This window comes from Streptomyces sp. GD-15H, from assembly GCF_045291515.1.
GTDB lineage: Bacteria > Actinomycetota > Actinomycetes > Streptomycetales > Streptomycetaceae > Streptomyces.
In genome coordinates this window covers 1905032-1927332 of record NZ_CP149447.1, presented here as the reverse complement: position 1 = coordinate 1927332, position 22301 = coordinate 1905032, and the positions used below count along the sequence as shown (strand labels likewise).

Sequence of the window (22301 nt, the reverse complement as noted above, 5' to 3'; positions counted from 1 at the left end):
GCGGGCTGGGATGGTTCCATACCCATGGATCGGGACCCGACGCTTGCGCCGGCCTCCAGGGACGGCCGATGCTCTGGGTGTCGTCCCGACGACCACCGGACGGACCACCGCGGTCACGACGGTGGTCGCGGTGTACGAAGGCCGGACCAACGGCCGGCCGACATGGCCACCACACGCCGTACCGCATCCAACCACGCACTCCTCACGGGGGACACCCATGCCCACGCACACCCGGGCCGCCGCACTCTCCGTACTCACCGTCGCCGCCCTCGCCGCCGTCACGGCACTCACCGGGCCGGCCGGGGCCCTGGAGAACAAGGCCGCCTCGCCCAGGTTCCTCGCGGCATCCGAGCTGCCTCCGCACGCGTGGTCCGAGTGGACCGCGGGACCGGTCACCGACGGCTTCCCGACGGAGCTGGCCTACTGCCTGGGCGAGGGCGTGCCGGCCCACGACTACCGGCACCGGGTCTTCCACACCGAACTGGACACGGGCGCCGTGCAGGCCACCGTCGTGACCGGCTCGGCCGCCAAGGGCAAGGCACTGGCCGCGCTGCTGAACAAGGAGATCCGTTCCTGCGCGGACCGGATCGAGCGATCCGACCCGGAACTCGACGCCGAGGGCCGGTACTACGGTTCACTGCCGGTCGAGGAGGGCGCGCAGGTGCACGGTCTGCACACCAACGCCTCCTGGGGTGCCACCGACATCCACCTGCTGTCCGTGGGACGGGACGGCAGGACGGTGACCGTCGTGAGCTGGGGGCAGATGGGCGACTTCGCCGACGCCCCGGTGGCCGCCTTCAAGAAGACGACGACCACGGCCGTCAACAAGCTGTACTGACGCGCGCACGACCACCGTGAAGACCGGGGTCGTCCTCTCGCCACGGGGGTCGGGAGGACGACCCCGCACACGTGTGTGGCCGTTGAAGTTCGGCCAATAACCGGCCGTGACCATGCCGCATGACTCGCCGCGTGGATGACGGGGCATGGATTCCCATGGACGTGTTCGAGCCGCAGGGGGAATCGACACCGGAACGCGGGCGGGGGCCATGAGAAGGCAGGCACGAGGGGGTGGCCCCGGCATGGCCGGGGCCACCCGGGTGACGACCGTGGAGGAGACGGCCGGCGGCGACGGGGAGCAGGCCCCGGCGGCACAGCTGAGACGCCGGCTGGGACGCGCGGACCTGCGGGCGGTGCCCGAGTCCCGCCACGACCTGCGAGAGCTGCTCAGGCACTGGGGTAGGCCCGGACAGTCGGAGACGGCCGAGCTGCTCACCACCGAGCTCGTCACCAACGCGCTGGTCCACACCGACCGGGCGGTGGTCCTCACCGCCACCGTCGGACCCCGTGGACTACGCGTCGAGGTAAGGGACTTCGTGGGCCACGAGCCCCGGCCGCGGGTACCGGACGCCGGCGACGGTACGCACGGCCGGGGGCTGGCGCTGGTCGAGTCCCTCGCCGACGCGTGGGGGGTCAGGGCGCACGCGGTGGGCAAGGCGGTCTGGTTCGAACTCGACGCGGACGCCGCCTGACGTGCCGTCGTCCGTCAGCCGAACTGCTGCTCCAGGTCCTTGAGCTTGCGCTCCAGGGAGTCCAGGCGCGGCAGTGCCTGGGTGTCGTCCTCCGCGGTGAGGTCGACGGTCATCGGGTCGGAACCGCTGCGTACCGGTTGGAGGGAGGGGCGCGCGCGCATCGGCAGGGCCTCCGGCGCCGGTATGACGGGCTCCGTGGGGACCATGTCGTCGGCCCGCTCCACCGTGGGGGCCTCCACCTGGTGGCCGGTGCCCCGGCCCAGCACACCGCGGTGGCCGCGGCTGATCGCCTTCAGCCGCGCCCGCTCCACCCGCTCGTGGTCGCGCCTGCGCCGCCGCGTCTCGTCCTTCTGGCGCTGGTCCTCGCGCACTTCCTCGACCGCCTCGTCCAGGCTGCGCACGTTCTCCAGGAGCATCAGCGACCAGGCACGGTACGTCTCCCGGGGGGCCCGCAGCCAGCGGACGATACGGATCTGCGGCAACGGGCGCGGCACCAGGCCCTGTTCGCGCAGGGCGGCCCGGCGGGTCTGCTTCAGCGCGCGGTCGAACAGCACGGCCGCCGACAGGGACATACCCGCGAAGAAGTGCGGGGCGCCCGCGTGTCCGATGCCCCGGGGAGCGTGCACCCAGTTGAACCAGGCCGCGGCGAACGCGAACGTCCATACGAGTATGCGGGAGCCGAGCGCCGCGTCACCGTGGCTCGCCTCGCGCACGGCGAGTACCGAGCAGAACATCGCCGCGCCGTCCAGGCCGAAGGGGACGAGGTACTGCCAGCCGTCGGTCAGGCCGAGGTTCTGCTCGCCGAAGCCGACCAGGCCGTGGAAGGAGAGCGCCGCCGCCACCGCCGCGCAGCAGAACAGCAGGATGTAGGAGACAGTGCCGTAGAGCGCCTCCTTGCGCCTGCGGCGTTCCTCGCTGCGCTCCCACGAGTCGTCCGCGCTCGTGTCCTTGACCGAGGAGCGCTTGCCGCGCGCGAGCACTGCCACCGCCGCCAGCATGCCCAGGAGCAGCACGGCGCCCGGAAGCAGCCAATTCAGCGATATATCGGTCAGTCTCATCTAGGGGTCCCTTGCATTGGGATAGGGCGTAACGCCCGCCATAGTGGCCCAATCCCGCCGTCCCTCTGGGGATTTCGGGGCAAGTGGCGGCCATCGAAGTGCGAGAGGACGCCCAGGACGTCGTTTCACTCGAACTAGCACTTGAGAGGCGAGAGTTGGGTTCGAATGAGACTACCCGTACGAGTGGTTCCGTGGAGAATTCCCGTGACCGGTGCGGGAATTGTGAATCGCCTGTGACCTTCTTGGCGTCAACTCGCCTTTGCCAGCTGCCTGGTGGCGGCCTTCGCGCCCCCGCAGGTGCGCGGGCAGGTGGCGCAGATGTCCTCGGGGCGCAGGGTGTAGAACATGCAGCAGCTGATCCGGTCCCGGGTATGCGTCGGTCCGCCCTCCGGTCCGACCACCCGACGGAACCCCGCCGCGCCGACGTACGGCCTGGTCGCGCCCGGCAGCAGCAGCTCCAGCTCCCGCAGGGCACGCTCCTCCTCGCCGAGCAGTTGGCCGATGTACCGCAGGCTCTCCACGACCTCGTCGGTCGCCATGCCCCACAGGGCCCGGCCACGCCGCCGCATCCTCGGGCCGAAGCCCGCCAGGACGGGTTCGAGGTGCTCGGCGACGGCGGCCCGCACTTCGGCCCGCAGCGCCTCCTCGTCCGGCACCACACGGGCACCGGGCAGCGCGGCCGCCGGGTCGTCGGGGAGGCAGGCGAAGGTGTCCGGCCGTACGGCCATGCGGCCCACGGCGAGTCCGGCGGCGGTGCGGTCGAAGGAGACATGGGTCACGGGATAACGCGGCACGCGGCGGTGCAGGAACCACGGCACGGTGATCAGCAGGCAGGCGGGCCAGGCGTAGCGGTGCAGGCCGAAACTGGCGACCACGTCCGGGCGGGCCCGCTGTCCGTAGTCCCGCAGTACCTGGTTGTCGTCCCAGGCCAGGAAGGCGTCCAGCGCGGGCCCGTCTTCTCCTTCGGCGAGGGCGTCGGCGGCGACCCAGCCGCCGCCCCGGGGGGCCTCCTCGCCGGCGGCGAGTTCCGTGACGGCGAGCGCCGGGAAGGCCTCCGCCAGGCGGGCGTAGGCGTCCGCGACGGCCGAACCGGGCACTGCCATGGGATCACCCGTTCATGTCTCGTCGAACGGACCGACGCCCGACCGGCACCGGTCCAATAAAGGTAAGGCTCACCTTACCCAAGGTCGCCGGGATGTGAACTGGGGGGCCGGTGCCCTTAAGGTGCTTGACGGGCGAGTGACAAGCCGCCGTAATGACCCCAAGTACCGATACATCCGGAGGAGGACCCGGTGAAGCAGGGCACGAAGGGCTTTGTCGGGGCGGATGAGACGGGGGCCGGACAGGGCGCCACGGGCAGGGCCAGGGTGCCCGCCCAGCCCGGCGCGGAGGACGTGGGACGGCAACGGAACCGGACGCGAGGCGGTGGGACCGACGCCGTACCCGGCCGGACCGGGGTCGACGGCGTACGCGGTGAGCGTACGCACAGCGAACCGGCCCTTCCCCGGCCCCTTCCCCGGCGGCCCGTCCAGCGGTCCTCCGTACGCGGGCAGATCCTCGCCGCGCTGCGCACCGCGCTGGTGACGGGTGAGCTGCGGCCCGGTGCGGTGTACTCCGCGCCGGTGCTGGCCGAGCGGTTCGGGGTCTCCGCGACACCGGTCCGCGAGGCCATGCAGCAACTCACCCTGGAGGGCGCGGTCGAGGTCGTGCCGAACCGGGGGTTCCGGGTCGTGGAGCGGGGTGACCGGGAGCTGGCCGAACTGGCCGAGGTCCGGGCGCTGATCGAGATCCCGGTGGTGCTGCGGCTGGCCCGCACGGTGCCCGCCGAACGCTGGGCCGAACTGCGCCCCCTCGCCGAGGCCACGATCCGCGCCTCCTCCTCCGGCTGCCGTGCCACGTACGCCGAGTCCGACCGCGCCTTCCACCGCGCGGTGCTCGCCCTGGCCGGCAACGAACAACTGGTCCGGATCGCCGAGGACCTGCACCGCCGCGCCCAGTGGCCCCTGGTCGGCTCCACCCCCGGCGCCCGGGACGGCGGGGCGCGACTGGTGGCCGACGCCCACGAACACACGGCCCTGCTGGACGCGTTGATCGCGGGCGACCCGGACGCGGTGCGGTCACTGATGGAGGCCCACTTCACCGGCGCGGTCTGAGCACGCCGGGGCACCGCTACGCCGGGGCCGGCGGGGTCAGTTGGCGGGACAGCCAGGTGGGGACCCCGCCGAGCAGACGCAACAGGCGTCCCGCCTCCTCCCGCAGGCGGGACGCCTCCGGGTCGGTCTCCGTCTCGGCGAGGGAGACCAGGGCCGGGGCCGTGCCGACCAGATAGCCCAACTCCTCGCGGATCCGCAGCGATTCGGCGAAGCCGTGTCGGGCCTCTGCCACCTCCCCCTCTCTCAGGGCGAGTCCGGCGAGATGACGCCAAGTGCCGGAGAGCAGCAGTGGATCGGCGTGCGCGATGGCGCCCGCGTGGGCGCGTCGGTACGCGGCACGCGCCGACTGCGGGGACCGGGTCAGGTTCTCGGCGATCAGCCCGCGCCGGAAGTCCAGCAGCGCCCGCGCCGTGGCTCCCGGAGGGATCAGCGCCGCCGCGCGTCCGAGCGCGGCCCGTGCCTCGTCGGCCCGGTCCCGCACGCCGAACAGGGTGGCGGCGTAGGCCAAGTACCCGCGTTCACAAGCGGCGGCGCCCCGCTCGTCGTCGCTGTCGGCCAGCGCCTCGGCCGTACGCAGCGCGTCCTCGGCCTCCTCCCACCCCGCCTCGGTGTACAGGCACCGCTCCACCAGGAGCGACGCCCGTTGCAGCGCGGCGGCCGGGGTCCCCGAGGTGAGCAGGGCGGCGGCGTCGGCCCAACAGGCGCGTGAGCGCAGCCGCCATACCGCGGTCTGGAGAGGATCGTCACCAGCGGTCGTTCCGTTACCAGACATGGCGGTATGCGCCACATTGTCCTCCCCGAGCACGCCTTCGAGCTGTTGAGTGGTGGCCGCATCTCAGCACGAACAACGGGGTCGGGCCAAGAGGGTGGGTGAAGGATTTCACAAAGTCATGGATCAACGGGTACGAACAGGCAAGTCCCTGACGGCGCCCGCGTGTTCCCACCGGCGCACGACTCCACCACACGCCACCCCCTGCCCCGGACGGCCCAGTCCTTGCCCCGCACGCTCCAGCCCCTGCTCCGGACGGGCCAGCCCCTGCTCCGGACGGGCCAGCCCCTGCCCCGGACGGGCCAGCCCCCGTCGGCGGCCCGCCCTCAGCTCATGCGGAGGGCCAGGAAGAAGTCCAGCTTGTCCTCCAGACGGGACAGGTCGCGGCCCGTCAGCTGCTCGATGCGGCCCACCCGGTACCGCAGGGTGTTGACGTGCAGGTGCAGCCGGGAGGCGCAGCGGGTCCAGGAGCCGTCGCAGTCCAGGAAGGCCTCCAGCGTGGGGATCAACTCGGCGCGGTGGCGCCGGTCGTACTCCCGCAGCGGGTCCAGGAGACGGGCGGTGAAGGCCCGTCGGACGTCGTCGGGGACGAAGGGAAGCAGCAGGACGTGCGAGGCCAGCTCGTGGTGGCCGGCCGCGCAGACCCGGCCCGGGCGGGCCGCGGCCACGCGCCGCGCGTGCCGCGCCTCCTCCAGGGCCCCGCGCAGCCCCTCCGCCGAGTGCACGGCCGCGCTGACCCCGAGCGTGAGCCGCCCGTCGCCTTCCAGACCGGCCGTCAGCGGGTCCCGTACGGACTCCAGCAGGGTCTCCGCGAGGAGTTCGCTCCCGTCGGAGCCCTCGTGCTCGCCCGTCACCGCCGGCAGCGGGACGAGCGCGATCGCCTCTTCCCCGGTGTGCGTCACCGCGATCCGGTCGGAGTGCTCGGGCCCCGTCGACGCCGGGTCGACCAGGATCTCCTCGAGCAGCGCCTGCGCCGCCGGGCCGCCCTCGACCCCGCCGCCGTCCCAGTCGACGCGGGCCACGACCACCTGCCAGTGCGGCGCGGCCCCAAGTCCGGGCAGCAGCACCGGCGCCGCCAGCCGCAGCCGGGCCGCGACCTCGGCCGGCACGGCTCCCGCCTGCACCAGCTCCAGCACCTCGTGCGCGAGCCGGCGGCGCACCGCGCGGGCCGCGTCCCGGCGGTCCCGCTCGACCGCGATCAGCTGGGTGACCCCGTACAGCAGGTCCATCCGTTCCTCGGCCCAGTCCCCGGCGTCCGCCTCGACCGCCAGCAGCCAGTCCGACAGCACTGCCCCCCGGGCATCCGGGCCGTGCTGAACCCCGGGCGCGTCGCGTGCGTTCCGCGCCTCCTGCGGGGTTCGCGCGGTCTGCGGGGAGTGCCCGCCGCCGCGCACCGGGAAGAGGCTGTACGTGGTCCGGCCGTCCAGCGTCACCCGGTGTGGTCCGGGCCGGCCGGAGCGCGCGGCCGCCAGCTGCTCCGCCGCGAGCCGTGCGCCCACGTCCGCGGGCAGCTCCGGCCCCGCCGCCTTCGAACCGGCGATCAGCCGACCGGTGGGCGAGAGCACCCACACCCGCAGGTCCAGGTCGGTGCCGAGCAGATCGAGCACCACGTCCGGGCCGCCGCCCGCCGGGCCCGACGTCATCATCCGCCGGTGCCGGTCCACCACGGCCGCGAGATCCCCGGCCCGCTCGCCGGAAACCTTCCGCACGACGTGCTCGGTGACGGTCGCGAAGGCCACCGACTCGTGCACCGCGAACAGCGGCAGCCGGTGCCGCGCACAGGCCGCGATCAGGTCGTCCGGGATGTCGCCCAGCTCCGCCTCGCCGGCCGCCAGGGCGGCGATCCCCGCCCGCACCATGCGCCGCACGAACGGTTCCGAGTCCGCGGGGCCCCGGCGCCAGGCCAGGCCCGTGAGCACCAGTTCCCCGCCCGAGAGGTAGCGGCTGGGGTCCTTGAGGTCGGTGGTCATCACCCCGTGCACGGTGCGGTCCAGCTCGTCCTCGCCGCCGAGCAGCCTGAGGCCCAGCGCGTCGGTCTCCAGCAGTGCGCGCAGCCGCATTCTCGTCGCCGCCGTTCCCTGTGTATCGATGTGTACGTTGATGTCTGGATGGGCCGTGGAGGGGTTCCGCGGTTTTCGGCGCAGCGCCCGGTGGGTGGCTGATCAGGTGCGGTCGGCCGATTCCGGACTGTGCCCTCCGTGTCTTCCGTGTCCGCCGCTTCTGGAGGAAGACAAAGAGGCCACTGAGGTCCTTCGTTCATATGAATCTACAAGATGACTGTGCTGGCCAGCCAACTCCTTCATGTCTTTCGTGACTGACCCGGGTGGAGCAACGGGCGGTGTACTGGAGCGCACTCCGAGTGAATCCTCCGTGAACGAGCCGGGCCCGCCGCACACGGATTGGCTCGATCCCGTACGACTCACGAGACGAACAGCTCGACGCGTACGACATGAGATGAAGAAGAGAGCCGGTCATGGACTTCCTTCGCCCCGCCAGCTGGGAGGAGGCGCTCGCCGCGAAGGCCGAGCACCCCACCGCTGTACCGATCGCGGGCGGCACCGATGTGATGGTCGAGATCAACTTCGACCACCGCAGGCCCGAGTACCTCATGGACCTCAACCGCATCGGCGACCTCGCCGAGTGGGAGGTCGGCGAGGACACCGTACGGCTCGGCGCCTCCGTCCCGTACTCGAGGATCATGGAGCACCTGCGGACCGAGCTGCCGGGCCTCGCCCTCGCCTCCCACACGGTCGCCTCCCCGCAGATCCGCAACCGCGGCGGGGTCGGCGGCAACCTCGGCACCGCCTCCCCGGCGGGCGACGCCCACCCGGCGCTGCTCGCCGCCGGCGCCGAGGTCGAGGCCGAGTCGGTGCGCGGGTCCCGCCGCATCCCGATCGACGCCTTCTACACCGGCGTGAAGCGCAACGCGCTGGCGCCGGACGAGCTGATCCGCGCCGTGCACATCAAGAAGGCCGACGGCCCACAGCAGTTCTCCAAGGTCGGCACCCGCAACGCGATGGTCATCGCCGTGTGCGCGTTCGGCCTGGCCCTGCACCCCGAGACCCGTACGGTCCGTACCGGCATCGGCTCCGCGGCACCCACGCCCGTACGCGCCACGGCCGCCGAGGAGTTCCTGAACGCGGCGCTCGACGAGGGCGGCTTCTGGGACAACGGGAAGATCGTCACACCGTCCGTGGCCAAGCAGTTCGCGGACCTGTGTTCCGCCGCCTGCAATCCGATCGACGACATCCGCGGCACCGCGAGTTACCGCCGGCACGCCGTCGGCGTCATGGCACGCCGCACGCTGACCTGGACCTGGGAGTCGTACCGCGGCGCCCGCCGTAGCACCGAGGGAGCTGCGTAATGCGTCTCAACTTCACCGTCAACGGACGGCCCCAGGAGGCCGACGACGTGTGGGAGGGCGAGTCCCTGCTGTACGTGCTGCGCGAGCGGCTCGGCCTGCCCGGCTCCAAGAACGCCTGCGAGCAGGGCGAGTGCGGCTCCTGCACGGTGCGTCTGGACGGCGTCCCGGTGTGCTCCTGCCTCGTCGCGGCCGGCCAGGCCGAAGGCCGTGACGTCGTCACGGTCGAGGGGCTGGCGGACTTCGCCCGGCAGCGTTCCCGCGGTGCCGGTGCCGGAAACCGTGACACTCCGGCGGAAAGTGGCACTTCTTTGAACGAGGCCCACCGGTGGCAGGCGGCCTCCGGCACCGACTCGCAGACCGGCGAGGGTGCCGAACTCGCCCCGATCCAGCAGGCGTTCATCGACGCCGGCGCCGTCCAGTGCGGCTTCTGCACCCCGGGCCTGCTGGTCGCCGCCGACGAGATGCTGGAGCGCAACCCCAGTCCGAGCGACGCGGACATCCGTGAGGCGCTGTCGGGAAACCTGTGCCGCTGCACGGGCTACGAGAAGATCATGGACGCGGTCCGCCTCGCGGCCGCCCGCCAGTCCGAGGGGGCCCGAGCATGACCATCCACGAACCCTCCACGGCGTCCGGACCGACCCGTACCGCCTCCATGCCCGGGCGGACCCCCGCCTCCCCCCTCACGTCCGGGCCTGCCGGCGCCCCCTCGGCGCGCCCGCCACCCTCACGCAGGGCGCGCAGACCAAGGGCGGCATCGGGGAGTCCACACTCCGCCCCGACGGCACCCTCAAGGTCACCGGAGAGTTCGCGTACTCCTCCGACATGTGGCACGAGGACATGCTCTGGGGACAGATCCTGCGCTCCACGGTCGCGCACGCCGAGATCGTGTCGATCGACATCTCCGAGGCCCTCGCGCTGCCGGGCGTGTACGCCGTCATGACCCACGACGACCTGCCGACCGAGGTGAAGAACTACGGCCTGGAGATCCAGGACACCCCCGTCCTCGCCCACGGCAAGGTCCGCCACCACGGCGAGCCCGTCGCCATGGTCGCCGCCGACCATCCGGAGACCGCGCGCCGCGCCGCCGCCAAGATCAGGGTCGAGTACCGAGAACTCCCGGTCGTCACCGACGAGGCCTCCGCGCTCGCCCCCGACGCGCCCCTCGTCCACGAGAACCGGGAAGACCACCACTTTGCCCACGTCACCCACCCCAACATCGTCCACCGCCAGCCGATCGTGCGCGGCGACGTGGCACAGGCCCGCGAGCGGGCCGATGTCGTCGTCGAGGGCGAGTACACCTTCGGCATGCAGGACCAGGCGTTCCTAGGCCCCGAGTCGGGGCTCGCCGTTCCCGAGGAGGACGGGGGCGTCCACCTCTACATCGCCACCCAGTGGCTCCACTCCGACCTGCGCCAGATCGCGCCCGTCCTCGGCCTGCCCGAGGACAAGGTACGGATGACCCTGTCCGGCGTCGGCGGCGCGTTCGGGGGCCGCGAGGACCTGTCCATGCAGATCCACGCCTGCCTGCTCGCCCTGCGCACCGGCAAGCCCGTCAAGATCGTCTACAACCGCTTCGAGTCCTTCTTCGGCCACGTCCACCGCCACCCGGCCAAGCTCCACTACGAGCACGGCGCCACCCGCGACGGCAGACTGACCCATGTGAAGTGCCGCATCGTGCTCGACGGCGGCGCGTACGCCTCCGCCTCCCCGGCCGTGGTCGGTAACGCCACCTCCCTCGGCATCGGCCCCTACCGGGTCGACGACGTCGAGATCGAGGGCCTCGCCCTCTACACCAACAACCCGCCCTGCGGCGCCATGCGCGGCTTCGGCGCGGTCCAGGCGTGCTTCGCCTACGAGGCGCAGATGGACAGGCTGGCGCGGGAACTCGGCATGGACCCGGTGGAGTTCAGGCAGCTCAACGCCATGGAGCAGGGCACGGTCATGCCCACCGGACAGCGGGTCGACTCCCCGGCGCCGGTCGCCGAACTCCTGCGCCGCGTCAAGGCGATGCCGATGCCGCCCGAGCGGCAGTGGGAGAGCAGCGAGGGCGCCGACGTACGCCAGCTGCCGGGCGGTCTGTCCAACACCACCCACGGCGAGGGCGTCGTCCGCGGCGTCGGCTACGCGGTCGGCATCAAGAACGTCGGCTTCTCCGAGGGCTTCGACGACTACTCCACCGCGCGCGTCCGGATAGAGGTGGTCGGCGGGCAGCCCGTGGCCACCGTGCACACCGCGATGGCGGAGGTCGGGCAGGGCGGCGTCACCGTCCACGCCCAGATCGCCCGCACCGAGCTCGGCGTCACCCAGGTGACCATCCACCCGGCCGACACCCAGGTGGGCTCGGCCGGTTCGACCTCCGCCTCCCGGCAGACCTATGTCACCGGAGGCGCCGTGCGCAACGCCTGCGAGCTCGTCCGCGAGCGGGTGCTCGAACTCGGCAGGCGCCGGCTCGGCTCGTACCACCCGGCGTGGGCGACGGCCGAACTCCTGCTGGAGGGCGGCAAGGTCGTCACCGACGGCGGCGAAGTGCTCGCCGACCTGGTGGACGTCCTCGGTGACGAGGCCGTCGAGGTGGAGGAGGAATGGCGGCACCGGCCGACCGAACCCTTCGACCTGCGCACCGGCCAGGGCAACGGGCACGTCCAGTACACGTTCGCCGCGCACCGCGCCGTCGTCGAGGTCGACACCGAGCTCGGCCTGGTCAAGGTGATCGAACTGGCCTGCGCGCAGGACGTCGGCAAGGCGCTCAACCCGCTGTCCGTCATCGGCCAGATCCAGGGTGGTACCACCCAGGGCCTGGGCGTGGCGGTCATGGAGGAGATCCTCGTGGACCCGAAGACCGCGAAGGTCCGCAACCCCTCCTTCACCGACTACCTCATCCCCACCATCCTCGACACGCCGACCATCCCCGTCGACGTGCTCGAACTCGCCGACGACCACGCGCCGTACGGGCTGCGCGGCGTCGGCGAGGCCCCCACCCTGTCGTCCACCCCGGCGGTCCTCGCGGCCGTCCGGAACGCGACCGGACTGGAGCTGAACCGTACGCCGGTACGACCGGAACACCTGACCGGCACCGCGTGACAGACCCTCCGGGCGGCGCACGAACGGCCACACGGTGCGCCGCCGGAGGACCCGGATCGTTCGTCCCGGGCCGTCACCCGGCCCGATCGAGAGCCGGCCGGGCGTGCGCCGGACGTTTTCGAAGCCCGTTCACGCGACCAACCGCCGAGGAGGCCGGGAGATGCTGGACATCGCCGAAGAACTGCACCGGTGGGCCGAGCAGGGCCGCGACTTCGCGGTCGCCACCGTGGTGACGGTCACCGGCAGCGGGCCCCGCGGGCCCGGTGCCGCGCTGGCGGTGGACACCGACGGCACGGCGCTCGGCTCGGTCTCCGGCGGCTGCGTGGAGGGCGCGGTGTACGCGCTGTGCGAGCAGGCGCTCCGGGACGGCGAAACCGTCCTGGAAAGCTTCGGATACAGCGACGAGGACGCCTTCGCCGCCGGTCTGACCTGCGGCGGCGTCATCGACATCCTGATCACACCGGTGCGGGCCGCGGACCCCGCCCGCCCGGCGCTCACCGCCGCGCTCGCCGCCGCCGCGCGAGGCGAGGCGGCGGCCGTGGCGCGGATCGTGAGCGGCCCCTCCGACCTGATGGGCCGCGCGCTCACGGTGCGCCCCGGCGGCTCGTACGAGGGTGGCTTCGGCGACCGTCCGGGTCTCGACCGCACCGTGGCGGGGGAGGCGGGCGCCTTCCTGGACGCGGGCCGCACCGGCACCCTGGAGATCGGCGCCGAGGGTTCACGCTGCGGCGCCCCGGTGACCCTGCTGGTCGAGTCGTCGGTCCCGCCGCCCCGGATGATCGTCTTCGGCGCGATCGACTTCGCGTCGGCGCTGGTCCGGATCGGCACGTTCCTCGGCTACCGGGTCACGGTGTGCGACGCGCGCCCCGTGTTCGCCACGCGGGCACGCTTCCCGGACGCCGACGAGATCGTCGTCGAGTGGCCGCACCGGTACCTGGAACGCACCGATGTCGACGCCCGTACGGTCCTGTGCGTCCTCACCCACGACGCGAAGTTCGACGTCCCCCTGCTCCGACTCGCCCTGCGCCTCCCGGTCGCCTACGTCGGCGCGATGGGCTCCCGCCGCACCCACCTGGACCGTGAAGCCCGCCTGCGCGAGGTCGGCGTCACCGACCCGGAACTGGCCCGCCTGCGCTCCCCGATCGGCCTCGACCTCGGCGCCCGTACCCCGGAGGAGACGGCTCTGTCCATCGCCGCCGAGATCGTCGCCACCCGTCGAGGCGGCACCGGCGTCCCCCTCACCGGTGCCCACACCCCGATCCACCACGACTTCGACCCCACGCCGCCCGCACCCACACCCGCACCTGAGCCCGCGGGCAGGGTCGGTTCGAGGGCGTGACGGTGGTGCCGCCGCGGCGGTCCTCCGCCGTTCCGGTCGTCACGGCTGCCGCAGCAGAGTGTTCACCGCTCGCCCGAACACCTGGCGGGAGACCGACCGCAGCGCGGGGTCGCAGAAGGCGGGGAGGAAGCGGACCCGCAGTTCCTCGCGCCACAGGACACGGGTACGGCCACCCGGCCCCGGACGGACCTCGATCTCCGCCCAGCCCCGGACCACACGGCCCCGCTTCTCCAGGCGGCACAGGCCCGGGGAATCGGTGACCGGGGGCTGCCACACCGTCACCTCCATCGGGTCGTCGAAGGAGAGCGGGCCGAGGCCCGAGCGGGCGACGACGACCGTACCCTCGCCGGTGGGCGGGGGAGTGGTCACGGTGATCCTGGTGAGGGGGACCGCCGCTCCGTGGCGGTGCCACTCCGTGAGCCGACGCCAGGCCTCGTCGAGCGGAAGGGGTGCCGTGCGCTGGAGTTGGAAGGTGGCCACGGAAGGATCCTAGGGAATCCCGCCCGCCCGGGGACCCGGGCGGGGAGGGCTCACCCGCCTGGCCCAGTCGGGGCGCGAATCACCGGGAGGCCGGCGCTGGCCGGGTGCGGGGGCGGGAGGCCAGCACCTGACGCATCTCGAACTCCGTGCGTTCGGCCACCTCGCGGACCTCCGCCACGACGTCACCCCGTTCGCGCACCAGGCGCTCGTAGACCGGGAGACCTTCGGTTCCCCCGAGGCTGCCGGCGTCGGTTCGAGCGGGCTGGGGGTCCTGGGCGGACTGGGGGCTCTGGGCGGTCTGCGTGGTCTGTGTGTTTCCGCCGTTTTCGGTGGGGTGGGGATTCACTGGGGGGCGGCCCTTCGTTGTGGGGTTGTTCCGGGGTGGTGCCCGACTGCATGAAAAAGGGCCGCTTCTCGCGTCCCGTACGGATCAGCGTCCGGTGGCCGTCACGGTGTTACACGTCTCGAGGAAATGTCCTGATTGAAGGGGCGAACAGGTGGCAGCTGACCCGACGGGAGCACTCGACGCGGTCGGGACCGGTGGCGCGCCGGCCCGGCTGCGGCGCACGACCGGCCTGCCGGTCGCCTTCGGCGGCCTGGTGGAGCACGGGCACCGACAGGTGCGGATCAGCAGGCTGATCGGCACCGCGACGCCCGCGCTGAGCGCGCTCGCGTGATCTCCGGGAACGGCCTGGGCGGCAAGGCGGTGGCGCTCGCCCGTCCGTGCGCGGTGACGGACTGCTCCGCCTCGCGCCAGATCAGCCACGAGTACGGCGTGCCGGTCGCGCCCGAGGGCCTGCGCGCCATCGTGGCCGTGCCGGTGGTCGTAGGGCGGCGGGCGCGGGGCGTGCTCCACGGCGCGCTGCGCTCGGCACAACCTCCCCCACCGCCGAAGGGCGTGGGGGGACCCCGGGGGCCGCACGCTGAGTCCGGCGGTGGAGGCGGCGCGGAAGGTGGAGCAGGCCGCGCTGGTGGTGCGGGAGGAGGTCGGTGAGCTGCTGGCGGCGGCCCGTCCCGGCCCGGACCTGGACGCCGCGCGGAAGGGCGACCCGGCGTCCCCGGGGACGCGTCCTCGGGGGCGGGCCTGGGAGCAGGCCCGGGAGGCGCACGCGGCGCTGCGGGCGCTCGCCCCGCGGATCGCGGGCCCCGCCCTGCGGACCGACCTGCTCGGGGCGTGCGCGCCGCTCACCGGTGACACCCGGGACGACCGCGGCGGGTGCGCGGTGCCGGCCGCGGCACCCCGGGAGGGGGCGCGGTGCGGCCGGCCCCCGGAGGTGGACGTGCCGGCGTGGGTGGCGGCGGGGGCGACCAACGCCGTGGCGGTGGACCGGCTGGGGGTGGCGGCCGAGACCGTCAAGGGGCGTCTGCGGTCGGCGATGCGGGAACCGGGGGCACGGACCCGTGGGGAGGCGGTGACCGCGGCCCGCCGGGCGGGGTGGTTGCCTTGGGTTTGCCGTGGTCTCGGGCGGTCGCCATTACCGGTGTCCCGGGCTTTGGATTTCATCCGCGCCGCACGCTGTTATTTCCCTCACCACACCGTCTCTCCGAAATGCAAGGGCCTGTTGCCTAATATTGGCCAGGACACGACACAGGAGAGGAGCGGTGACCGTGCGACGGGACTTCAAGGAGCCTGCCAGGTGCCGCCCCGACCTGGTCATCGGCCGGGAGGAACCGTTCGCCGACGCGCGCGAGCAGCTCGCCCGAGGGGGCAGTGTGCTGCTCCACGGGCCCGCCGGAATAGGAAAGTCGACCGTGCTGCGGGCACTTGCGGCGGAAAACGCCCGCGCGGCGCCCACGGTGTTGCGCTGCTCGGCCACCGAGTCCGAATCCCATCTTCCGTTCCTGGCGCTGGCCGACCTGTTCGGTCTGGTGCTGGACCGGGTCTCCGGTGCGCTGCCCGCCGCTCAGCGCACCGCCCTGGAGTCGGCGCTCACCGGCCGTGGCGAGTCGACCCTCCAGCGGGACGGTCTCGCGCTGCGCCTGGCGGTGCTGTCCACCCTGCGGGCGCTCGCCGCCGAGGGACCCGTCCTGGTCGTCGCCGACGATCTGCAGTGGCTGGACTCGGCCAGCGCGGAACTTCTCGGGTTCGCCGCGCGACGCCTCGGCGACACCCCCGTGCAGATGCTGTGCGCGGTGCGTACGGAGGGCCAGGAGGAGTACGACCGTCATCTGCGGGCCTGCCCACCGGACACGCGCGTGGTGCGGCTGGGCCCGTTCTCCCGCGTCCAGGTGTCCACGCTGCTCGACCACCGCGGCTACACGGGCCTGTCCCGTACCACCGTCCGTGACATCCACCGCACCAGCGGCGGCAACCCGCTCTTCGCGCTCGAACTGGGCCGCGCCCTGGCCGAGAGCCCGACCCGCCCCCGGCCCGGTGAGCCGCTTCCGGTGCCGACCTCGCTGCGGGCCCTGGTGCTCAGCCGGCTGGAGATGCTGTCGGACGAGGCACGCCGCACCCTGCTGGTGGCCAGCGCCGGCGCCCGCCCCACGCCGGCGCTGCTGCACGCGGCCGGCCGGGACCACGCCGAGGAGGAGACGGCCCAGGCCGCCGCGCTGGGGCTGCTGGCGACGGACCCGGAGGAGCCGGCCCTGCGTTTCGCGCATCCGCTGATCTCGGCCGCGCTGTACGCGGAGGCCCCGGCGCACGAGCGGCGGGCCGCGCACGCCGCGCTGTCCACGGCGGCCTCCGACCCCATCGAGCGGGCCCGGCATCTGGCCCTGGCCACGACCGGCACCGATCCGGAGGTGGCGGCCCGGCTCGCCGAGGCCGCCGCGCTGGCCCGGGACCGGGGGGCGCCCTCGGTCGCGGCCTCGCTGGGGCTGCTGGCCGCCCGCCACACCCCGGTGGACCCGCCGGCCGACGGCGCACCGGCCGGCACCGAGCCGGGCCGCGGCGTGCCGGGGCCGGACGAACGGCGGTTGCAGGCCGCCGAGGACGCCATCACCGCCGGTGAGGTGGATCTCGCCCGGGACATCGCGCGCGAGGTGCTGACCCGGGCCACGGTGCCCGCGGAGCGGGTGCGGGCGTGGATGGTGGTCATCGAGGCGGCCGGGCAGGCGCTCGGCGAGGTCGACGCGGTCTACCCGCAGGTGCTGGCGGACGCCGGCGACGACCCGCGGCTGCTCGCCCTGGTCCACTACCAGCTGGCCTGGCGGGAGGTGGTGGTGGACGGCGACTTCGTCAAGGCCCGGCAGGAGACCGCGCACGCCGCGGAGCTGGCCGCACGCGGCGGGGACCGGCGTACGGAGCTGATGGCGCTCGCCTTCCAGTCCTCCACCGAGACCCTGATGGGCCACCCGGACGCGCCCGCCACCATCGAGCGGGCCCTGCAGGAACCCCAGGACCCCGATGTGGCCTGCCACCACAACGGCGCCGCGTCGGCCAGATTCCGCTGGCTGCTCATGAGCGACCAGCTCCCCGAGGCCCGTAGGAGCATCACCGGGCTGCTGCGCGAGGCCCGGCGGCGCGGCATGGTCGAGAGCGAGGTGCACTTCCTGCGTCTGCTCGCCGACACCGAACTGCGTTCCGGGCACTGCGGCCGGGCCCTGGACCTGACCCGCGAAAGCCTGCGGCTGGCCCGGGACTCGGGGATCGGCGAGAGCGCCTCGGCCATGCTCGCCTCCCTCGCGGAGGCCTCCGGCGGGGACGTGGACCGGGCGCTCGCACTGGCCCGGGAGGCCGCGGACCACGCCGAGGTGGACGGCGACCAGTTGTACCTCTCCCTCGCCCTGGCCGCCCTGGGCTACGCCCAGTTGGTCGCCGGGGACGCCGCGGCCGCGGTCCGGTCGCTGCGCCGGGTGCGGGAGTTGGAGCACGGCATGGGCATCAACGACCCGGCGCGTGGCCGCTGGCACGGCGACCTCGCCGAGGCGCTGGTGCGGATCGGTGAACCCGGCGAAGCACAGGAACTCATCAACGTCACGCGGGCGCACGCGCAGCGTCTGGACCGCTCGAGCGTGCTGGCCGTGCTCGACCGCGCTGAGGCGCTGGTACGCGCGGCGCGTGGCGAACACGAGGCCGCACGGGCGCAGTTGACGTCGGCGCAGGACCGGTTCGCCAGGCTGGGCCTCGGCCTGGAGGAGGCGCGGGCCGCGTTCGTGCTGGCCCGGCTGCGTGCCCGGGGCCCGGGTCCGGCCCCGTACGACGAGGCCGCGCGGCTGTTCCGGCGCTGCCGCGCGCTGCCCTGGCTGCGCCAGGTGGACGCGGCCGTGGCCGCCGGTCCGGTGGAACCGGAGACCGCGCCCGCGGCCTCCCCGGCCGCGCTGGACGGCCTCGCCTCGATGGAACGGCAGGTCGCCTCACTGGTGATGGAGGGGGCCACCAACCGGGAGATCGCCAGGCTGTTCATCAGCGTGAAGACCGTCGAGGCGACCCTCACCCGGGTGTACCGGAAACTGGGCATCCGGTCGCGGGTGGACATCGTCCGGCTGGCGGCGGGCCGCCGCACGAAGTAACCGGGGCGGGCGGGGAATCCGGGGCGCCGGCGACCGAGGGTTTTCCCTGTCCGACTCCTGTAGGGGCTTCCCTCATTGGGGGCTCACGCTCCCACTCGTAGCGTAATCCGTGCCGCTCGCCGGGCACACGGAGACCGGTAGCCCGGTCCTCGTGCTCGAACCCCCCACCCCGTGCGACCCCCACCGGCAACGATGAGGAGACCGATGTCCGGGCTCACCCTCGCCAAGAAGGCCGCCGCGACCGCACTGCTCACCGCTCCCTCCTCCGCCGCCTCCCCCAGCCGATCGCCGGCGGCACCACGACCACGACGTCCGCGTACCCGTTCGTCGTGCAGATCACCGACGCCTCGCAGAACCAGTTCTGCGGCGGCACCCTGGTCACGCCCGCGAAGGTGGTCACGGCCGCCCACTGCCTGGTCGGCGAGACCGCCGGCAGTGTGCGCGTGGTCGGCGAGCGCACCTACCTGAACGGCGCCGACGGTACGGTGGCGAAAGTCAGCGGGATCTGGATCAGCCCGGACCACCGGAGCGCCACCCGCGGCGACGACGTCGCGGTGCTGACCCTGTCGAGGTCGATGCCGTACTCCACGGCGGGGTACGTCTCCTCCTCGGACACCTCGGTGTACACGGCCGGCACCACCGCCCGCATCCTGGGCCGGGGCACCACCTCCTCGGGCGGCAGCTCCTCCCACCGGTTGCGCACCGCGACCGTACCGACCGGGTCCGACGCGAGCTGCGGCAGTTCGTACGGATCCCGGTTCGTCCAGAGCGACATGGTGTGCGCCGGCTACTCCTCCGGCGGCGTGGACACCTGCCAGGGCGACAGCGGAGGCCCGCTGCTCATCGGCGGCAGGCTCGCGGGCATCACCTCCTGGGGCGCCGGCTGCGCGGCGGCCGGATCCCCGGGTGTGCACACCCGGTTGACCGCCTTCTCCGGGGAGGTCACGGCCCACATCGACCCGTAGTCCCACGGGTCGATGTGAGGCACCCGAGTTCCTGAGTAACCCTCAGGTGATTGCCAGGGGGCGTTGCGAGCTTCCACGAGCAGCCCGCAACGCCCCCTTTCCATGCCTTCGTCACGGCCGCACGCCACCGAGGATCGCGGTCGGCTTCTGCCCACGGTGACCTGGGGGGTCCCTCGGAACAGCCCATTTCGTCGCGGCTCCCGCGTGCCCACCCCCCGTTCGGGGGTAGTGAGACTTGCGTCACGGATTACACGATGGGGGAGAGCCGCTCGGCACGATGCGGCACCGAGGAGGACAGATGACGACGGCGACGGAAGAGTTCCGCAGGGCCCGGGACTTCCTGCTGGAACACCGCGACGACTACGCCACCGCCTACGAGGGGTTCCGCTGGCCGCGCCCCGAGCGGTTCAACTGGGCGCTCGACTGGTTCGACGTGATCGCGGACGGCAACGACCGCACCGCGCTGCACCTCGTCGAGGAGGACGGTGAGCAGACCAGGCTGTCCTTCGCCGAGCTGGCACGCCGCTCCGACCAGGCCGCGAACTGGCTGCGCCAGCAGGGCGTACGCGCCGAGGACCGGGTGCTGGTCATGCTCGGCAACCAGGCCGAACTCTGGGAGACCGCGCTCGCCGCGATGAAACTGCGCGCCGTGGTCATCCCCGCCACCCCGCTGCTCGGCCCCGCCGACCTGCGCGACCGCGTCGACCGGGGCCGCGTCCGGCACGTGATCGCACGTGCCGCAGACACGGCGAAGTTCGACGAGGTGCCCGGCGACTACACCCGTGTCGCGGTCGGCGCGGGAGCGGGCGACGCCTGGCTGCCGTACGAGGACGCCTACGGCGCCGCCGAGCACTTCGCGCCCGACGGGCCCACCCTCGCCGACGACCCGCTGATGCTCTACTTCACCTCGGGCACCACGGCCCGGCCCAAGCTCGTCGAGCACACCCACACCACATACCCCATCGGGCACCTGGCCACCATGTACTGGATCGGGCTGAAACCCGGCGACGTGCACCTGAACATCTCCTCACCCGGCTGGGCCAAGCACGCCTGGTCCAATCTCTTCGCCCCGTGGAACGCCGAGGCGACCGTCTTCCTGCACAATTACGCACGTTTCGACGCCGTCCGGCTGATGACCGAGATGGACCGCGCCGGCGTCACCACCTTCTGCGCGCCGCCGACCGTGTGGCGCATGCTCATCCAGGCCGACCTCACCCAGTTGCGCACCCCGCCGCGCGAGATCGTCGCCGCCGGTGAGCCGCTCAACCCCGAGGTCATCGAGCAGATCCGGCGTGCCTGGAACGTGACGATCCGCGACGGCTTCGGACAGACCGAGACCGCCGTCCAGATCTCCAACAGCCCGGGCCAACCCCTCAAGACGGGCTCCATGGGCCGCCCCAGCCCCGGCTACCGCGTCGCACTCCTCGACCCGGTCTCCGGCGCGCCCGCCACCGAGGGCGAGATCGCGCTCGACCTGTCGCACCGTCCGGTGGGCCTGATGGCCGGCTACCACGGCGACCCCGACCGCACCGCGGAGGTCATGGCCGGCGGCTACTACCGCACCGGTGACATCGGCGCGCGGGACGAAGACGGATACATCACGTATATCGGGCGGGCGGATGACGTCTTCAAGGCGAGTGACTACAAGATCAGTCCGTTCGAGCTGGAGAGCGCCCTGCTGGAACACGAGGCGGTCGCCGAGGCGGCCGTCGTGCCCGCCCCGGACGAGCTGCGCCTGGCCGTGCCCAAGGCGTACATCGTGCTTGCGGAGGGCAGGCAGCCCGGCCCGGACACCGCCAAGGAGCTCTTCGAGCACTCCCGCAAGGTGCTCGCCCCCTACAAGTGGATCCGCAGGCTGGAGTTCGGCGAGCTGCCCAAGACCGTCTCCGGCAAGATCCGCCGCATCGAGCTGCGCGAGGCCACGGCGGCGGGTTCCGACGCCGAGTACCGCGAGGAGGACTTCCGGTGACCTCGCCCGACGGTGGTGCTCGAGGGTGTCCAGGGCGGGTGGTTCGTCGTCGGTGATCTCCGCCGCGCCCAGGGCGCCGGCGGCCCGTTCGATGTCCTGGAGGGCGGGCAGCTCGTCGGGGGCGGCGGGGCGGATGCGCATGTGCCGAGTGTCGGACGGGGGCGGCGGGCGCGTCGCCGGTTCTCCGGGTCGGGCTCTCAGGTCCGGGTGGCGTCCAGGGCGTCGGCCGGGTCGTTCACCGGCTGCGGGGTGCCGGTGAGGTCGAGCAGGAACAGCGGGACGCCGAGGCGGTCGGCGCGGTCCCGGGCGTCCGGGGTGTAACCGGCGAGGAAGGAGTACAGGCACCGGGCGGACTCCGTCATGGCGGTCAGCCGCAGGCACTCCACGTCCCGCGGTGTCGCCCGACGCGCGGACGGGTCGAGGAGGACGACGACACCCCGGTCGGCCGGCCCGATGCCGGACGGGGGCGCCGGTCGGCGCGGCGGATGTCCCCGTGGCCGAGCCGCCGCAGATACAGCACGGTGGCGGTGACCGCGTCGCGGGCGCTGCGGATCGGCACGGAACGGAGGGCGTGGCGTGGAGCGGAGCCGGTGTCCCGGGGGCCGGGTGCGGGTGTGCCGTTCGGGCGGGGCGTGGCGTTCGGTGCGGGTGTGTCATCGGAGGCGGGCGTGGTGTCGGGGCCGGACGGGGCGCCCCGGGCGGCCAGCGGGATCCGCAGCACCGTCCCGCACGGGCATCCGAGCTCCGGCCGCGGCCACTCGCCGGGCCGTCCGCAGCCGCCGCAGCGTACGGTGATCCAGTCGCCCTGCCGGACGCGATGGACGACCGGTGTGGGCACCGCGTTCCTGGCCGGCGGCAGGGCCCGGCGGCAGGGCCCGGCGGCAGGGCGACGGGCGCACCGCACGCGCAGCGTGTAACGGTGCGCGCTGCGACAGGCCGGACAGCGCACGGACACGGACACGCTCTCGGGCATGGCCCACCCACTCCCGTTCCTGGACGACTTCACCTCAGGTCGGCGTCCCCCTCGTCCTCCCGCGCGCCCGTCCTGTCCGGCGGTTGCCACTCCCGGACGGCCCTCGGGCCGCCTCTTGGCGCCGTCGCGCCGCTCTCTTGACGGCCTTCACCCACCCACCTACATT

15 protein-coding genes and 3 pseudogenes are annotated in these 22301 nt (G+C 73.2%); 11 read left to right on the top strand and 7 right to left on the bottom strand.

Going from position 1 to position 22301, the window contains the following annotated elements:
* Window positions 1-217 precede the first annotated feature (217 nt).
* The gene (locus WJ438_RS09200; protein ID WP_406724779.1) at window positions 218-838 is read left to right on the top strand and encodes a hypothetical protein; all 621 of its coding nucleotides are present in this window, start codon (window positions 218-220) and stop codon (window positions 836-838) included.
* A 241-nt stretch (window positions 839-1079) separates the two neighbouring features.
* Window positions 1080-1529 (top strand): ATP-binding protein, encoded by a 450-nt coding sequence (locus WJ438_RS09195; RefSeq protein WP_406724778.1) that lies wholly within the window; start codon window positions 1080-1082, stop codon window positions 1527-1529.
* A 14-nt stretch (window positions 1530-1543) separates the two neighbouring features.
* Here the strand turns inward: WJ438_RS09195 and WJ438_RS09190 are convergent, their stop codons facing one another.
* Both WJ438_RS09190 and WJ438_RS09185 read right to left on the bottom strand, forming a co-directional pair.
* Entirely contained in the window at window positions 1544-2587 is a 1044-nt protein-coding gene (locus WJ438_RS09190; RefSeq protein WP_406724777.1) for a DUF2637 domain-containing protein, read from the bottom strand.
* 248 nt (window positions 2588-2835) lie between these two features.
* Complete coding sequence (locus WJ438_RS09185) at window positions 2836-3690, bottom strand: (2Fe-2S)-binding protein (RefSeq protein WP_406724776.1); 855 nt, start codon at window positions 3688-3690, stop codon at window positions 2836-2838.
* Between the two features lie 189 nt (window positions 3691-3879).
* Here WJ438_RS09185 and WJ438_RS09180 point away from each other — a divergent pair, with 189 nt between their 5' ends.
* Window positions 3880-4740, top strand: coding sequence for a GntR family transcriptional regulator (locus WJ438_RS09180; RefSeq protein ID WP_406724775.1), 861 nt, complete (start codon window positions 3880-3882; stop codon window positions 4738-4740).
* 16 nt (window positions 4741-4756) lie between these two features.
* Here WJ438_RS09180 and WJ438_RS09175 read toward each other — a convergent pair whose 3' ends face one another.
* Together WJ438_RS09175 and WJ438_RS09170 are read right to left on the bottom strand one after the other, a co-directional pair.
* A complete protein-coding gene (locus WJ438_RS09175) occupies window positions 4757-5512 on the bottom strand; it encodes a hypothetical protein (protein WP_406724774.1) in 756 nt (251 codons plus the stop codon).
* A gap of 323 nt (window positions 5513-5835) precedes the next feature.
* Entirely contained in the window at window positions 5836-7569 is a 1734-nt protein-coding gene (locus WJ438_RS09170; RefSeq protein WP_406724773.1) for a PucR family transcriptional regulator, read from the bottom strand.
* A 413-nt stretch (window positions 7570-7982) separates the two neighbouring features.
* Between WJ438_RS09170 and WJ438_RS09165 the strand changes: the two genes are divergently transcribed.
* The 4 genes from WJ438_RS09165 to WJ438_RS09150 all read left to right on the top strand — a co-directional run bounded on the left by WJ438_RS09165 (window position 7983) and on the right by WJ438_RS09150 (window position 13293).
* Window positions 7983-8873, top strand: a complete 891-nt coding sequence (locus WJ438_RS09165) for an FAD binding domain-containing protein (protein ID WP_406724772.1) — start codon at window positions 7983-7985, stop codon at window positions 8871-8873.
* Window positions 8873-9478, top strand: coding sequence for a (2Fe-2S)-binding protein (locus WJ438_RS09160; protein ID WP_406724771.1), 606 nt, complete (start codon window positions 8873-8875; stop codon window positions 9476-9478). Before WJ438_RS09165 ends, WJ438_RS09160 begins: the two co-directional genes overlap by 1 nt.
* A gap of 148 nt (window positions 9479-9626) precedes the next feature.
* On the top strand, window positions 9627-11954 hold the full coding sequence (gene pucD / locus WJ438_RS09155; protein ID WP_406729635.1) for a xanthine dehydrogenase subunit D: 2328 nt from the start codon (window positions 9627-9629) through the stop codon (window positions 11952-11954).
* A 160-nt stretch (window positions 11955-12114) separates the two neighbouring features.
* Window positions 12115-13293: an XdhC family protein gene (locus WJ438_RS09150; protein ID WP_406724770.1), complete on the top strand. Its 1179-nt coding sequence runs from the start codon at window positions 12115-12117 to the stop codon at window positions 13291-13293.
* Window positions 13294-13332: 39 nt separating this feature from the next.
* On the opposite strand, the gene WJ438_RS09145 is transcribed toward WJ438_RS09150, so the two are convergent.
* Entirely contained in the window at window positions 13333-13773 is a 441-nt protein-coding gene (locus WJ438_RS09145; protein ID WP_406724769.1) for an SRPBCC family protein, read from the bottom strand.
* Between the two features lie 79 nt (window positions 13774-13852).
* Window positions 13853-14119 carry a hypothetical protein gene (locus tag WJ438_RS09140; protein ID WP_406724768.1) on the bottom strand — a complete coding sequence of 89 codons (267 nt, stop codon included), beginning with the start codon at window positions 14117-14119 and terminating at the stop codon, window positions 13853-13855.
* 151 nt (window positions 14120-14270) lie between these two features.
* Between WJ438_RS09140 and WJ438_RS09135 the strand changes: the two are divergent.
* The 4 genes and pseudogenes from WJ438_RS09135 to WJ438_RS09120 form a co-directional block, all read left to right on the top strand.
* Window positions 14271-15218 (top strand): annotated as a pseudogene (locus WJ438_RS09135) (hypothetical protein); the annotation flags it as partial.
* A gap of 157 nt (window positions 15219-15375) precedes the next feature.
* On the top strand, window positions 15376-18228 hold the full coding sequence (locus WJ438_RS09130; RefSeq protein ID WP_406724767.1) for an AAA family ATPase: 2853 nt from the start codon (window positions 15376-15378) through the stop codon (window positions 18226-18228).
* 204 nt (window positions 18229-18432) lie between these two features.
* Window positions 18433-19193, top strand: a pseudogene (locus WJ438_RS09125) (S1 family peptidase).
* A 298-nt stretch (window positions 19194-19491) separates the two neighbouring features.
* On the top strand, window positions 19492-21162 hold the full coding sequence (locus WJ438_RS09120) for an AMP-binding protein (RefSeq protein WP_406724766.1): 1671 nt from the start codon (window positions 19492-19494) through the stop codon (window positions 21160-21162).
* Between the two features lie 197 nt (window positions 21163-21359).
* Here the strand turns inward: WJ438_RS09120 and WJ438_RS09115 are convergent.
* Window positions 21360-22135: pseudogene (locus WJ438_RS09115) on the bottom strand (hypothetical protein).
* Window positions 22136-22301: the final 166 nt, after the last annotated feature.